The sequence below is a fragment of the Enterobacter cloacae complex sp. 2022EL-00981 genome (assembly GCF_028737495.1).
In the GTDB taxonomy this organism is placed as follows: Bacteria; Pseudomonadota; Gammaproteobacteria; order Enterobacterales; family Enterobacteriaceae; genus Enterobacter; species Enterobacter cloacae.
The window spans coordinates 1-13286 of the sequence record NZ_JAQZRK010000005.1 but is presented as its reverse complement, the minus strand read 5'-3'; the positions used below and the strand labels follow the sequence as shown (position 1 = coordinate 13286).

The window sequence follows — 13286 nt, the reverse complement described above, 5'->3', positions numbered from 1 at the left end:
ACGTTCTCCTCAGGACGGTACATGACGCTGGCGCAAATCGGTGGCAATGCGCGACATCATCGGATTGTTGAGTCTGCACCAGCGGATTGAGACCGCCAGCAGCAGGTGGAAAAGGGCAGGGAGCAGCGTCTCCATGGCGGTAATGCCCTGCAGCGAGGCGGGCGTCTGGTTACCCGCTCCCGGCTGATAGGCGACGGCGATAAACACCAGGCTGATGATCCCGGCGCTGGAGGCCCACGCCAGCTTGATGAAAAACAGGTTGAAGGCGAAGTTCATGCCCGACGATCGCACGCCGGTCTTCCACTCGCCGTAGTCGTCGGCAAAAGCCATCAGCGAGAAGTGCAGCGGCAGGGTAAAGCCCAGGATGACGCCGTTACTCAGAATTACGATCAGCCAGAGCGTCTGATGCGCCGGGCCGCCGGGCAGGAACCACATGCCAGCCGCGATCGCGGCGAGCACCAGGTTGGTGTAGTAGTAGAGTTTGACCGTATCAATACGGCGAGAGAGGGGGCTGACGATCACCGCCCCGAGGATCGCTGCGAAGGTCACCATGGTGAAAAATAGCGAGGTGTAGGCGGTGCTGCCCTGAAGCACATAGGTGATGAAGTACATGTATCCGCCGCCACGGATGTTGAAGACGTTGATCAGCAAAAACGACATCACCAGCATCAGCAGCAGCTGGTCATTTTTACGCAGCCCTGCCAGGTGTTCGCGCAGGGTGAATTTACCCATCAGCGCCAGTGGGACGCGTTCACGGACCCAGAAGAAGCAGCAGAGAAACATCACCACGGCGAGGGTGCACAGGACGCCAACGCCCAGCTGATAACCCCGGGCGGCGTTGCCTTGCCCCAGCGCTGCCACCAGCCACGGCAGGCCGACGGAGACCAAAAATCCCGCAACGCCGCACAGCACAAAGCGCCATGACTGGCAGGATATGACCTCGCTGTGGCGGGTGGTCATGGTGTTGATAAGCGCACAGTAGGGCACGTTGATGGCGGTATAGCCGACGGACAGCAGCAGGTAGGTGCCGAATGCCCACGCAATCTTCACGCCCATGCTGGCTTCAGGTACGGTGAAGGTCAGCACGCCGATGATGCCAATAGGGAATGCCACCCACAGCTGCCAGGGACGAAAGCGCCCCCATCGGCTTTGGGTGCGGTCAGCAATCACGCCCATGACAGGGTCAGAAATCGCGTCAAATACGCGCAGGGCAATAAACAGCGTGCCGACAAGCGCCGGGGTCAGGCCAAAAATATCGGTATAGAAAAAGGTCAGGAAATTCATTATCAGGCAGGTAATGACCGTGCCGCCCGCGTCGCCCAGGCCGTAGCCAATTTTCTCGCGAACGGACAAACGTTCTTCTCTCACCCGTTGTGCAACGTCAGACTCGGTGATCGGTGTGGAAGTCATGAGATAACTCCTCGGTAATCGATTTTTATCGTATTTGTGCAAGGTACCTCATTCATTCTGCACTGAACGCAAAGGGCAACAAGGGAAGGGAAAAGTATAAAAAGATGACGATTCCGACCTGATGAAGAAAGTGTGAGTTTGATCGGGCAGCTATAACGTTAATTGTTAATAATCAATGGATAAGTCAATTAAATGCGGCAATAAAAGCGGAATGGTGAATATCCATGCTCGAATTATCCATAGCGCTTCCGATTAAAGTGCAAAACGGCGGATTGTTTATTTCGCGGGGCGTGGGTCGCCACCCGGCGCGTAAATTAACGTCGTGGGAAATCATTTTCGTCGAAAAGGGGACATTAACGATCCAGGAGGAGAACCGTCTTTTTGAGGTGAAGGCGGGGGAGAGTTTATTGCTCTGGCCGAAGCGGCGGCATGTGGGTACAGAAGATTTTCCGGCCGATCTGCGATTTTACTGGCTGCATTTTGAGGTGAAACCTGGGCCTTCCGTTTTGCCGGAGGCTTCTCCGCTGACCATTGAACAACATTGCTGCGTGAGGGATGTCCCGTCGGTGATTGCGCTTTTCCGCCAGTTCCTCAGCGAGCAGGAAAAATTACAGCGCAGCGTGGCGCTGGAAATGCTTTTGCTACTGATTTTGCAGCAAATATCCCTCTCAGCAGGGTATGAGGACCGCCCCGATGAGGCCGGTGCAGCTCTGGCCTGGAAGGCAAAACAGCTTATTCGCACGCAGTTTCATTTACCGCTCTCCACCTCGCTGCTGGCAAAATCGCTGCACTGTAATGCCGATTACCTCGGGCGCGTGTTTCGTCGGACATTTCATTTAACCCTGACGGAGGCGATTCATCGCCAGCGCGTCAGGGCGGCAGAAAAAATGCTGCTGAATGACTCAGCGTCATTAACGGAAGTGGCCACCCGCTGCGGTTTTAACGACGTGGGGTATTTCCGGCAGATATTTTCGAAGCATACCGGGTTAACGCCCGCCGTCTGGAAACGGCGGTACTGTAAAGAACACATTAATTCCGGTTGATCACTGCCCGTAATAGGCATGCGCACCGTGCTTGCGCAGATAATGTTTGTCGAGCAGTTCCTGCTGCATAACCGGAAGCTGCGGCGCAAGCTGGCGCGAAAACAGGCCCATGTACGCGCACTCTTCCAGCACCACGGCGTTGTGTACCGCATCGGCGGCATCTTTACCCCAGGCAAACGGTCCGTGGGAGTGCACCAGCACTGCCGGGATCTGCATGGGGCTGATGTCGCGCTCTTCAAAGGTTTTGATGATCACTTCACCGGTCTGATACTCGTAGTCTCCTGCGATCTCCGCCGTGGTCATCCGCCGCGTGCAGGGGATCGCGCCGTAGAAGTAGTCCGCGTGCGTCGTGCCCCATGCGGGCAGATCCTGACCTGCCTGAGACCAGATGGTGGCATGGCGGGAATGGGTATGGACGATGCCGCCAATTTCCGGGTAGCGACGGTACAGCGCAAGATGGGTAGGCGTGTCTGACGACGGTTTCATGCTGCCCTCGACCACCTCACCGGTGGCGATATTCACCACCACCATATCATCCGCCGTCATCACGTCATACTCCACGCCGGACGGTTTGATCACCATCAGACCGCTGTCGCGATCCACCGCGCTGACGTTACCCCAGGTGAAGGTCACCAGCTGGTGGGCGGGCAGTGCCAGGTTGGCTGCCAGCACCTCGGCTTTGAGTTGTTCTAACATGTCATGCCTCCTTCCTGCATGCGGGCTTCAATCCAGCGGCGCGCCTGGATAATCTCCAGCACCGGCTCTTTTGCTTTTTCGGTCCACATTTCAATCAGAAACGCGCCGCGGTAGTTCAGCTTATTGAGCGTGTTAAACACGCCAACGAAATCGACGCAGCCCTCGCCAAACGGCACGTCGCGGAACTGTCCTGGGCTTTGTGCCGTGACGGGCTGGGTATCTTTCAGGTGAATTGCCGCGATGCGGTCAATGCCCAGCGTCAGTTCGGCGGCCACATCGTTACCCCACGCGCTGAGGTTGCCGACATCCGGGTAAACGCTAAACCACGGCGAGGCCAGCATCTCGTCCCACTTTTTCCATTTGCTGATGGAGTTCATAAACGCGGTGTCCATGATCTCAACGGCCACCATCACCTGCGCGGCGGCGGCCTGCTCGACTGCCCATGCCAGCCCTTCGGCGAAGCGTTGCCGGGTGCCTTCATCATGCTCTTCGTAATACACGTCATACCCGGCCAGCTGGATGGTGCGAATACCCAAATCACGCGCCAGTTTAATGGCGCTGGACATGATCTCCCGGGCGCGGGCGCGCACGGTTTCGTCCCGGCTGCCAAACGGGAAGCGGCGGTGGGCAGACAGGCACATGGAGGGGATCGACACACCGGTCTCCAGCATCGCTTCCACCAGCGATGCACGCTGTGTGGTGCTCCACGCCAGGCGCGACAGGCGTTCGTCCGTTTCATCTACCGACATTTCAACAAAATCAAAGCCACAGCTTTTTGCCAGCACCAGGCGCTCCGGCCAGGTGAGGGATTTCGGCAGCGCTTTTTCGTAAATACCTAACGGATGCTGACGCATGATTACGCTCCCCAGATGTCGCGGATTTGCGAATGGAAGGCCTCGGCCACCTGCGGTGGATTGGCAGCGCCTGCCAGTGCGCGACCGGCGATAAAGGCTTTGACGTTGATCTGCTTAAACAGCGGCAGGTCGGCCGGGGTGATGCCGCCGGTGACGGACAGCTGCAAACCAATGTCGGAGAGCGCCTTCATTCGGGCGAGATCTGCCTCACCCCACTGCTGACCGCTGGCCTGCGCGTCGCGTCCCCGGTGGTAGATGGCCTGCTTCACGCCGATGCGGTGCCAGGCGCGGGCATCATCCAGCGTCCAGTTGCCAAACAGCTCCATCTGAATTTCCCCACCGCAGCGCAGCGCCACCGCGTGACCTTTTTCAACCGTGGCCAGCGGCGCTGCGCAGATGATGGTCATCCAGTTCGCACCTGCGCCAAACGCCTGCTCTGCCAGCGTTTCTCCGGCGTCGGCCACCTTCCAGTCCGCCACGAGGGTTTTCCCTGGACACTGCTCGCGCAGCGCACGCACGGCGTTAAGCCCTTCGGTCAGACATAAAATGGTGCCCGCTTCGATAATATCGACGTGATCGGAAAGCCTGGCGACATCGCGCTGGGCAGCCTGAAGTGAGGTGTGGTCGAGCGCCAGCTGCAGTAATGGTCGGCTCATAGGTCGTGCTCCTTAACACGGGCGTGATAACCCTGTAGTGCTGAAATCAGTAACTGATAGCGCTGATACTTGCGCTGATAGGCCGCATGGGCGTGCATGTCGGGTTCAATGACCCGAATGTCGTGTCTGAGCGCGCGCTGCGCTGCGTAAAAATCGGGATAAACGCCGGTGCCAACCAGGGCGGCTAGCGCCGCGCCGGAACAGCCAGTCTCTTCCACCTGCGGCAGCGCAATCGCCAGACCGCTGACATCCGCCAGCATCTGCATCCATACGTCAGAGTGGGTCGGGCCGCCGGTGACGCGCAGTGCCTGTACGTCGGTAAAGCGTTCGAGCATGCGGTTTAGATGGGTCATATGGCTGAACACCACGCCTTCGTAAACTGCCTGTAAAAGATGCGCGCGAGTATGCAGCGCCTGCATGCCGTAGAAACCGCTCGTCATCTCCAGCCCGGCGTTGCTGCCATAGAGAAACGGCAGAAAGAACAGATCGCTTTCGGCTTTCGGCAGGCTGGCCACGGCGCGGTTGATCTCGCTGAAAGACATTTCTCCCCACTGGGCGGTCAACCACTCAAGGTTGCCGGAAGAGGTGGGGCTGGCTTCGTGGACAATGTACTGCTGCGGGTGGACGTAACGCCCATAGACATAGGGATGCGGTTCGTCGTCCCGAAGCGCATTGGCAATCCCGCTGGTGACGGCCCAGGTGCCCATGACGGCGTTCAGCGTATGTTCGTCGTGCAGTCCGGCACAGATCGCGGTGGAAACCACATCAAACAGCCCACCAACGACGGGGGTTCCCGCCGCGAGACCGGTAAGTGCGGCAGCCTGAGCGGTGATTTCCCCGCAGATTTCCGCTGAACCGACAACGGGCGGCAGAGCGTTGTCGATTTCACTGATACCCAGCCAGCGCGTGAGCTGCGGATCGTACTGGCCGGTGTTCATGTTGTAGAGATTGGATTCAGAGATGTTGCTCTCTTCGCAGCCTTTTACGCCGGTGAGGCACCAGCGCAGGTAGTCGTGTGCCATCATCACGCAGCCAATCTGCTGATAGCGCTGTGGTTCATTCTCTTTGACCCAGCGCAGAAGTGAGGCCGGATGCCCGGTCCAGAGCGTCTGTCGTGTATGCGGATAGAGCTTTTCGGGAATACCGTCCTGCTGCCAGCGCTGCACGATGTCCAGTGCCCGACGGTCTGAGGAGAGCATCGCATTGCCCAGAGGACGATCCTGTTTATCGAGAAGAAACAGCCCCTTGCCCTGCGCTGAAATGCCCACGCCTTTGATCTGCTCGCCGCTAACCCGGGCGTTGTTGAGCAGAAGAGCGACGGTGGTGTGACACTGCTGCCACAGCTGGTTCATGTCCCGCTCCGCATAGCCTGCTCGCGGGCTGAGCGTGGCAACCGTGCGGCGTTCAATACAGACCTCTTTGCCCTGGCGGGTATATAAACCGGCTTTCAGATAAGTACCGCCACAATCGATACCCAGCCAGAAGGGTTCTTTTTCACTCATCTTTGACTCTCTCGTCTTGCTTCCTCTCCCCGTGGGAGAGGGCGGGGGTTCTCGTCTTGCTCCCTCTCCCTGTGGGAGAGGGCTGGGGTGAGGGCATCAGGCCGCACGCTTATGCGAATTCACCGTAGGGTTAGGCTCCGCACCGGCATCGCACTTCGCCGGTAGAAACAGGGCCAGCAGAGAGGCCAGTGCCAGTGATACCGCCAGGCAGTAAACCCCCGCATCTTTGCTGTACAAGGTGATCAGCACGCCGACCGCATAAGGGCCACAGAACCCGCCGAGGTTACCCAGGGCGTTAATTACCCCCCGCGCACCGCCTGCCATCTCCGCGCTGAACAGGCGTGCCGGAATGGTCCAGAACACGCCCGCCGCCGACTGCAGGAAGAACCCACACCCCACCAGCGCGGCGTAGGCCAGCCAGGTATGCTCTTTCAGCGCCACGGAGAGGAACATGCAGAGCGCAAAACCAATCAGCGGCAGGGAGACAAACAGCTTGCGTTTACCGGTACGGTCAGAGAGCGAAGAGAAGAGGAACATACCCGCAATGGCCCCGATATAAGGCAGGATCGCGAGCACGCCTACCTGGCCGATGCTGGTGTGCGTGAGCTCTTTGAGAATGGTGGGTAGCCAGAGGGTGTAACCGTAAATGCCGGTCTGGTAGAAGAAGTTCAGGGCAATCAGCTGCCACATGGTTTTGTCGGACAGCACCGCGCTCAGCGAGGCGTTTTTCACCCCTTTACCGGCAATGGCCTGCTGTTCTGCGGCCAGGGTTTTGACCAGATAGTTTTTTTCCGCTTCAGAAATCCAGCGTGCTTCCTGCGGGCGGTCGTACACCGTGAAGGCCCACAGCACCAGTACAACGATGGACATCAGCCCTTCAATGATGAACAACCAGCGCCAGTGGAGTGCGGTAATAATCCAGCCCGACAGGGGCGCGGTGATGATCCCGGCAATGGGGACGAACATAATTACAATCGCATTGGCACGACCGCGTTCAGCGTCAGGGAACCAGTTACTGATCATCGTCAGCACAACCGGCAGCATCCCGCCTTCTGCTACCCCGAGTAAGAAACGCAGCACCAGCAGTTGATACTGACTGGTGACGAGCCCGGTCAGGACCGAAATCACCGCCCAGGCGACCAGCGACCAGCCGATAAATTTCTTCCCGCTACCATGAACGGCAATCTTGCCGCCAGGCACCTGCAAAAACAGATAGCCAATAAAGAAGATCCCACCCGCCAGGCCTGCCATGGTGGCAGAAATACCTAACTCTTCATCCATACCGCCGGGCATGGCAAAAGCAATATTCACACGGTCCATATAAGAAATAATGCAGGCGATAAGAATCGGGGGAATAATTCTTAGCCAGCGCTGGCGCGGAATGTCCGCATGTAGAGCTTGAGTAGACGTATTCATATTTAATATCTCAGTGTAGGTAACCGGAATAAGATTTTTTTATTGTTATTGCGTTGCTTTTTTCATTTGGCTAATGCCGTCTCGCAAAATAGCGATGCGATGGCTGATATCAGCATTAGCATTTATTTCCAGTAATTTAATACCGGAAAATTTCAATGTTGCGGCGCTCGCCGCAGTAAAGAGTGCTTTTGCATGTTCAGTGGTCATCAAACTGTCGGCACAGTACGATGAAAACGGTGCGTGCAGATCCTGCCATTCACCGTACTCTCCGCGGATGGTGGTGCCGGAGAACATCAGCGCGGCCAGTTTTCCGGCCTGAAGGGCGGTCTGAACGTGCTCAAGCGGAAGCGTGGTGTTGCGCCCTTCAATGGCTGAGCGCGCCCAGTTGATACAGACGCTGATATCCGTCTCTTTTATCACCTCCAGCACCTGCTCTAAGGGTAAAAATCCCTTACGCGGTGCGGGACCGGTCATGGCATCGCAGTGTTCAAGCACCAGATCGCAGGACCAGTCCCAGCCCGCGATTTCACGAATGGAACGGGCGAACGCCTCGATAGCCTGCTCGACTGAAGCATTGCCCGCCTGCGGTGCGGCCTGCATTTCCAGAGCGATCACCTTTCCAGGAAAACGGGCGTTAACGGCAGCAATCTTCTGCTGCAGATGGCGGTAATATTCCACACACGCTTTACGCTGTTCTTCGTCAGCAGACGCCAGGCCAAACGCACCGTTTGTGCCGCGGCGGCGCATGGTTTCCATCACGGCGGTCACCACGATTTGCCATTCACCCGGCGTATGGCGGAACAGCCATTCATCCCCATAAGGATGGAGATGTTCAAGGCAGGGTTGTTCCAGCCCGCGAATGTGTGGCGTGTCAGAAAGTTCCCGCCAGAAGGTTTGTTCTTCTTGTTCCCCTTTCTGGTGAAACGAGGGTGCGCAGGGGTACGCACCAATAATAAAACCGGTATTGGTCATTTCGCGTTCCTGTATTTATACCCGTCATACTTCAAGTTGCATGTGCGTTGGCTGCGCTCGTTCACCCCAGTCACTTACTTATGTAAGCTCCTGGAGATTCACTCTCTTGCCGCCTTCCTGCAACACGAATTATTTAGGGTATATCAGAAAATCAATCTAATTCGCTGATTGCCACTTTCACCACAATTTTGCGAATTGCGGCTTCCTTGTTTTTAATACAGGCAGGACGGTGTACATCCTGCGGGAAAAATATGGCATAACTGCCGGGTATCATTTCGATAAACGATTCATTTTCACTGTTGTGATAAAAAATAATATCCCGTTGTTCCAGTAATGATTCGCTGATGTTGTTATTTCCGGTATCGATAGCAATACCGATTTTTTCTTCACCCCACGCCAGAAATTGAATATCAAGATAGCGGCGATGCACTTCGGGGCGATTCTCATGCGGCTCTTTGGTGGTCAGGTCGAGGATCTGGGCAAAGAGGTTGCGCCCCTCAATTTCAACGACACCCGGTTTTAGCATGCTGAAATCCGTGGTACGCAGAAAATCTAACGCTTTTTCAATCGCCCGCGGCAGGCGACACGGATTTGGCTGTGAAATATGTCCGAATATCATGGCCCACTCCTTACAGCGCCTGGATTTTCGCCCACACGCTGTCGTCAATGGTGATGCCGTTGCGGCGGTTCTCTTCAAGCAGTCGCGTAAATTCGTGCCCCGGCAGACGGACTGCGACGTTTTCGTCTGCCCGCTCGGCGGTGGTGATGAAGTCCATAATACGCTGCAGTTTGGCATCGCGGGTTGGGCCGTCGATCAGGCGGTCGACCTCGATGGCGATAAAGATCTGCGACACGCCATACTCGTCGCTGTTGTCCTGGGTAACTTCCGCCACGGAGGAGCCGTTAGAGAGCAGGGTGGCGATCATGTCGAGGACAATCGATAAGCCGGAACCTTTCCAGTAGCCCATCGGCAGGATACGGCGATTTTTCTCAATCACGCCAGGCTCTTTGGTCAGATTGCCCTCGTCGTCGAATCCGCCGTCGACCGGTAACGTGCGTCCGGCCAGTCGGTTCACTTCCAGCATGCCGTAGGAGAACATCGACATCGACATATCGACCATGGTGATTGGGGAGGAGGGGATCGCCACGATCAGCGGGTTGGTGCCGATGCAACATTCTTTTGACCCCCACGCGGGCATCACCGCAATGGAGTTGGTCCAGCAGATCCCGATGTAGCCCTTCTCTGCGGCTTGCCAGCCGTAGCTCCCTCCGCGCATCCAGTGGTTAGCGTTACGCAGCGCAACCAGACCGATACCGTGATCGGAGGCCAGTTCGGTGGCGCGATCCATCATTTTTTTCGCCGTCAGGTTACCGATGGCGCGTTGGGCATCCCACTGTTCGATGGCCCCTAATGTGGTCACCCGTTTTGGCTGGGCATCAGGAATGATGTCGCCCGCGTCCAGTTGCTGAATAAAACGCGGGAAGCGGTTCACGCCGTGGGAATAGACGCCAGATTCCGTGGTGCGGGCAAACATCTCCGCGCAGGCATCCGCCGTTTCTGCTTTTACACCGCGATCGAGCAGAACCCGATTGAACGCTGCTTTCAACTCTTCGAATGTCACTTTCATCCCTGTTCTCCTGTTCTTCGTAGGGGCAAGTGCGAGTGCTTTTTTATCGCTAAATTTCACTATGCGAAATCTGATTTCAAATATAGCGATCAAATTTTGCCAGATCAACGACATTCATGATTTTCAAAATCGATTAAAATCAACTGGTTGTGTTTTTTCTGTTGAGATCGTGAACTGAACCACACTTTGCGCTACCATCAGGGCGCGATAAAAAGGAGCCATGGGATGAGCATGAAAGAGAGCGACATGACGCAAGAAAAAGAGAGGCCAGCAGGTAGCCAGAGCTTGTTTCGCGGTCTGATGCTGATTGAGATCCTCAGTAACTATCCGAACGGCTGTCCTCTGGCCCATTTATCGGAACTGGCCGGGCTGAATAAGAGCACCGTGCACCGGTTACTGCAGGGATTGCAGTCATGCGGGTACGTCACCCCGGCGCCGGCGGCGGGCAGCTATCGCCTGACCACCAAATTTATCGCCGTCGGGCAAAAGGCGCTGTCGTCGCTGAATATCATCCATGTGGCTGCTCCGCATCTTGAGTCGCTGAATATCGCCACCGGCGAGACGGTGAACTTCTCCAGCCGCGAAGACGATCACGCGATCCTGATTTATAAGCTTGAGCCGACCACCGGTATGCTGCGCACGCGCGCCTATATCGGCCAGCATATGCCGCTTTACTGCTCGGCAATGGGCAAGATCTACATGGCATTCGGTCACCAGGACTATGTGACGAGCTACTGGGAAAGCCACCAGGATCAGATCCAGCCGCTGACCCGCAACACCATCACTGAACTGAGCGCGATGTATGACGAGCTGGCGGAAATCCGCGAGCACAGCATGGCGATGGACAAAGAAGAGAACGAGCTGGGGGTCTCCTGTATCGCGGTGCCGGTGTTTGATATTCATGGCCGCGTGCCGTATGCGATCTCAATTTCGCTGTCGACCTCCCGCATGAAGCAGATTGGCGAAAAAAATCTGCTTACACCTCTGCGTGAAACGGCGGACGCGATCTCCAGAGAGCTGGGTTTTAACGTGCGCGAGGGATAACAGATGAACCGGTTCATCATGGCGGATTCGGCAAAATGCATCGGCTGTCGCACCTGCGAAGTGGCGTGTGTCGTGTCGCATCAGGACGCCATCTCAACAGACGCCTTTACGCCCCGCATTCGGGTAGTCAAAGGGGACGCTTTCACCACGGCGGTGGGTTGCCATCAGTGTGAAGATGCCCCTTGCGCGAATGTCTGCCCAACGCAGGCGATTCGCCGTGGCGAGGGAGCCTGGCAAGTTGAGCAGGCGCGGTGTATTGGGTGTAAACGCTGTATGGTAGCGTGCCCGTTTGGGGCGATGCAGGTGGAATGGGCAGGAGATACGCTTCAGGCGCTGAAATGCGATTTATGCGCGCACCGCGCGGACGGACCGGCCTGTGTGGAAGCCTGCCCGACCCACGCGCTGAGCTGTGTCGATCCCGCCAGATTACGCACCGAGCGGTTGCGTCATCTGGCGTAGGTTCTTACTGGGCGTCTTCGCGCCAGGCGAATTCGATCTCTTCGGCGAGAATTTTCACCCCGGCTTCGATTTTTTCCGGATCGGGCACGTAGTTCATGCGCATACATTGATGCGTATGCGGCCACGGCTTGTCCAGCCCCGGGAAGAAGTAATCACCCGGCACCATCAATACGCCTCGCTTCTTCAGGCGCTGGTAAAGCAGCTCGGTGGTGATCGGCAGATCTTTAAACCACAACCACAGGAAAATCGCCCCTTCAGGTTTGTGGATCAGGCAGCGTTCTTCCGGTAAATAGCGGCGAAGTATGGCAATCGTCTCCTGAACGCGCTGATAATAGAACGGCTTAATCACGTCATTAGACAGGCGCAGCAGATCGTTGCGTTTGATCATTTCGCACATCATCGCCGGGCCAATACCGCCAGGAGAAAGGCTGATAATGCCGTTCATGTTGGTAATGGCGGTGATGATTTTTTCATTGGCGACGATGATCCCGCAGCGGCTGCCCGGCAGGCCGAGCTTGGAGAGGCTCATACACAGGACGATGTTCGGGTTCCACAGCGGACGTGCTTCGCTGAAGATAATGCCCGGGAACGGCACGCCATAGGCGTTATCGATCACCAGCGGGATGCCATGCTGATTTGCCAGCGCATCCAGTTTCATCAGTTCGTCGTCGGTGATGACGTTGCCCGTTGGGTTGGTTGGACGTGATACGCAGATCATGCCCGTCTCTTCACCAATGTGCAGATGTTCAAAATCGACGTGGTATTTGAACTGACCTTCCGGCAGCAGCTCAATATTCGGGCGCGCGGAGACGAACAGATCCTCTTCCAGACCGGAATCGGCGTAGCCGATATACTCTGGTGCCAGCGGGAACAGTACTTTTTTGGTAGTGCCGTCGGCGCGACGTCCTGCGAAAAGGTTAAACAAGTAGAAAAACGCGCTCTGACTGCCGTTTGTCAGTGCAATATTCTGCGGTTCGATATCCCAACCCAGCTCTTCACGCAGCATGTCGGCGAGGAGTTTCAGCAGTTCGGTTTTACCCTGAGGGCCGTCGTAATTGCAAAGCGCATCGGTTGCTTTGCCGTTTTCCAGCATCTGAGCGAGCAGCGTCTGGAAATAGGTATTCATCTCCGGGATTTGAGCCGGGTTTCCGCCGCCGAGCATGATGGCGCCCGGTGTGCGCAGCCCGTCGTTGAGGTCCTCCATCAGGCGGGTAATGCCTGAATGGCGGGTAAATTTGTCGCCGAAAAGTGAAAACGTCATAGCAGGTGATCTGTCGAGCTTGTTTTGAAAGTGGGTAACCATAACGCTAGCACCGTGCGGGTGCAAATCGGCTGGTGTGGTCGGATTTGTGGTTTTATGTGGTGGGTGTGGATTTTTGTAGTGAATAGTTCTGGCGAGTGCCCCTCATCCGGCCCTCTCCCTAAGGGTTGAGGGATTCCCATAAAATAATGCCAGCACGGAGGACCCCCTCTCCCTTGAGGGCTGAGGGATCCCCAGTAATATGGTCATGCCACCATGACCATATTACTGTACTCTTTTCCCAGCTTTTTCATCTCGTTAACTATATTCAGCCGTCTCACTTTCCCGGGCTCATGCCGGATGACT

13 protein-coding genes are annotated in these 13286 nt (G+C 56.4%); 3 read left to right on the top strand and 10 right to left on the bottom strand.

What is annotated here, in order from left to right; all coding sequences use genetic code 11:
- Positions 1-9 precede the first annotated feature (9 nt).
- A complete protein-coding gene (locus PUZ33_RS06425) occupies positions 10-1410 on the bottom strand; it encodes an MFS transporter (protein ID WP_020686524.1) in 1401 nt (466 codons plus the stop codon).
- Positions 1411-1634: 224 nt separating this feature from the next.
- On the opposite strand from PUZ33_RS06425, the gene PUZ33_RS06420 reads away from it, so the two are divergent.
- Positions 1635-2453: a helix-turn-helix domain-containing protein gene (locus PUZ33_RS06420; protein ID WP_058681629.1), complete on the top strand. Its 819-nt coding sequence runs from the start codon at positions 1635-1637 to the stop codon at positions 2451-2453.
- Here the strand turns inward: PUZ33_RS06420 and araD are convergent, their stop codons facing one another.
- The 8 genes from araD to yiaK form a co-directional block, all read right to left on the bottom strand.
- Positions 2454-3149: an L-ribulose-5-phosphate 4-epimerase gene (gene araD, locus PUZ33_RS06415; RefSeq protein ID WP_013094947.1), complete on the bottom strand. Its 696-nt coding sequence runs from the start codon at positions 3147-3149 to the stop codon at positions 2454-2456.
- Positions 3143-4003 carry an L-ribulose-5-phosphate 3-epimerase gene (locus PUZ33_RS06410; RefSeq protein WP_020686527.1) on the bottom strand — a complete coding sequence of 287 codons (861 nt, stop codon included), beginning with the start codon at positions 4001-4003 and terminating at the stop codon, positions 3143-3145. The genes araD and PUZ33_RS06410 overlap by 7 nt, the downstream gene beginning before the upstream one ends.
- Positions 4004-4005: 2 nt before the next feature.
- The gene (gene ulaD, locus PUZ33_RS06405; protein ID WP_038418390.1) at positions 4006-4659 is read right to left on the bottom strand and encodes a 3-keto-L-gulonate-6-phosphate decarboxylase UlaD; all 654 of its coding nucleotides are present in this window, start codon (positions 4657-4659) and stop codon (positions 4006-4008) included.
- Positions 4656-6161, bottom strand: coding sequence for an FGGY-family carbohydrate kinase (locus PUZ33_RS06400; protein WP_058681630.1), 1506 nt, complete (start codon positions 6159-6161; stop codon positions 4656-4658). Before PUZ33_RS06400 ends, ulaD begins: the two co-directional genes overlap by 4 nt.
- A 96-nt stretch (positions 6162-6257) precedes the next feature.
- Positions 6258-7577, bottom strand: a complete 1320-nt coding sequence (locus tag PUZ33_RS06395) for an MFS transporter (protein WP_058681631.1) — start codon at positions 7575-7577, stop codon at positions 6258-6260.
- A 45-nt stretch (positions 7578-7622) separates the two neighbouring features.
- Positions 7623-8549 carry a DUF4862 family protein gene (locus tag PUZ33_RS06390; protein ID WP_058681632.1) on the bottom strand — a complete coding sequence of 309 codons (927 nt, stop codon included), beginning with the start codon at positions 8547-8549 and terminating at the stop codon, positions 7623-7625.
- A gap of 151 nt (positions 8550-8700) precedes the next feature.
- Complete coding sequence (locus tag PUZ33_RS06385; RefSeq protein WP_252107610.1) at positions 8701-9168, bottom strand: YhcH/YjgK/YiaL family protein; 468 nt, start codon at positions 9166-9168, stop codon at positions 8701-8703.
- 10 nt (positions 9169-9178) lie between these two features.
- A complete protein-coding gene (yiaK, locus tag PUZ33_RS06380; RefSeq protein WP_013094954.1) occupies positions 9179-10177 on the bottom strand; it encodes a 3-dehydro-L-gulonate 2-dehydrogenase in 999 nt (332 codons plus the stop codon).
- Positions 10178-10402: 225 nt separating this feature from the next.
- Here yiaK and yiaJ point away from each other — a divergent pair, with 225 nt between their 5' ends.
- Together yiaJ and PUZ33_RS06370 are read left to right on the top strand one after the other, a co-directional pair.
- Complete coding sequence (yiaJ, locus tag PUZ33_RS06375; RefSeq protein WP_058681634.1) at positions 10403-11221, top strand: IclR family transcriptional regulator YiaJ; 819 nt, start codon at positions 10403-10405, stop codon at positions 11219-11221.
- A gap of 3 nt (positions 11222-11224) precedes the next feature.
- Positions 11225-11680: a 4Fe-4S dicluster domain-containing protein gene (locus PUZ33_RS06370; RefSeq protein WP_058681635.1), complete on the top strand. Its 456-nt coding sequence runs from the start codon at positions 11225-11227 to the stop codon at positions 11678-11680.
- Positions 11681-11684: 4 nt separating this feature from the next.
- On the opposite strand, the gene avtA is transcribed toward PUZ33_RS06370, so the two are convergent.
- Positions 11685-12941 carry a valine--pyruvate transaminase gene (gene avtA, locus PUZ33_RS06365; RefSeq protein WP_020686533.1) on the bottom strand — a complete coding sequence of 419 codons (1257 nt, stop codon included), beginning with the start codon at positions 12939-12941 and terminating at the stop codon, positions 11685-11687.
- Positions 12942-13286: the final 345 nt, after the last annotated feature.

Excerpts from the sequence above, each read along its gene's own strand:
- avtA (WP_020686533.1), bottom strand. The coding sequence starts at position 12,941 with ATGACGTTTTCACTTTTCGGCGACAAATTTACCCGCCATTCAGGCATT.
- PUZ33_RS06425 (WP_020686524.1), bottom strand. The coding sequence starts at position 1,410 with ATGACTTCCACACCGATCACCGAGTCTGACGTTGCACAACGGGTGAGA.
- PUZ33_RS06370 (WP_058681635.1), top strand. The coding sequence starts at position 11,225 with ATGAACCGGTTCATCATGGCGGATTCGGCAAAATGCATCGGCTGTCGC.
- araD (WP_013094947.1), bottom strand. The coding sequence starts at position 3,149 with ATGTTAGAACAACTCAAAGCCGAGGTGCTGGCAGCCAACCTGGCACTG.
- PUZ33_RS06400 (WP_058681630.1), bottom strand. The coding sequence starts at position 6,161 with ATGAGTGAAAAAGAACCCTTCTGGCTGGGTATCGATTGTGGCGGTACT.
- PUZ33_RS06420 (WP_058681629.1), top strand. The coding sequence starts at position 1,635 with ATGCTCGAATTATCCATAGCGCTTCCGATTAAAGTGCAAAACGGCGGA.
- PUZ33_RS06410 (WP_020686527.1), bottom strand. The coding sequence starts at position 4,003 with ATGCGTCAGCATCCGTTAGGTATTTACGAAAAAGCGCTGCCGAAATCC.
- PUZ33_RS06395 (WP_058681631.1), bottom strand. The coding sequence starts at position 7,577 with ATGAATACGTCTACTCAAGCTCTACATGCGGACATTCCGCGCCAGCGC.
- yiaJ (WP_058681634.1), top strand. The coding sequence starts at position 10,403 with ATGAGCATGAAAGAGAGCGACATGACGCAAGAAAAAGAGAGGCCAGCA.
- PUZ33_RS06385 (WP_252107610.1), bottom strand. The coding sequence starts at position 9,168 with ATGATATTCGGACATATTTCACAGCCAAATCCGTGTCGCCTGCCGCGG.
- PUZ33_RS06390 (WP_058681632.1), bottom strand. The coding sequence starts at position 8,549 with ATGACCAATACCGGTTTTATTATTGGTGCGTACCCCTGCGCACCCTCG.
- ulaD (WP_038418390.1), bottom strand. The coding sequence starts at position 4,659 with ATGAGCCGACCATTACTGCAGCTGGCGCTCGACCACACCTCACTTCAG.
- yiaK (WP_013094954.1), bottom strand. The coding sequence starts at position 10,177 with ATGAAAGTGACATTCGAAGAGTTGAAAGCAGCGTTCAATCGGGTTCTG.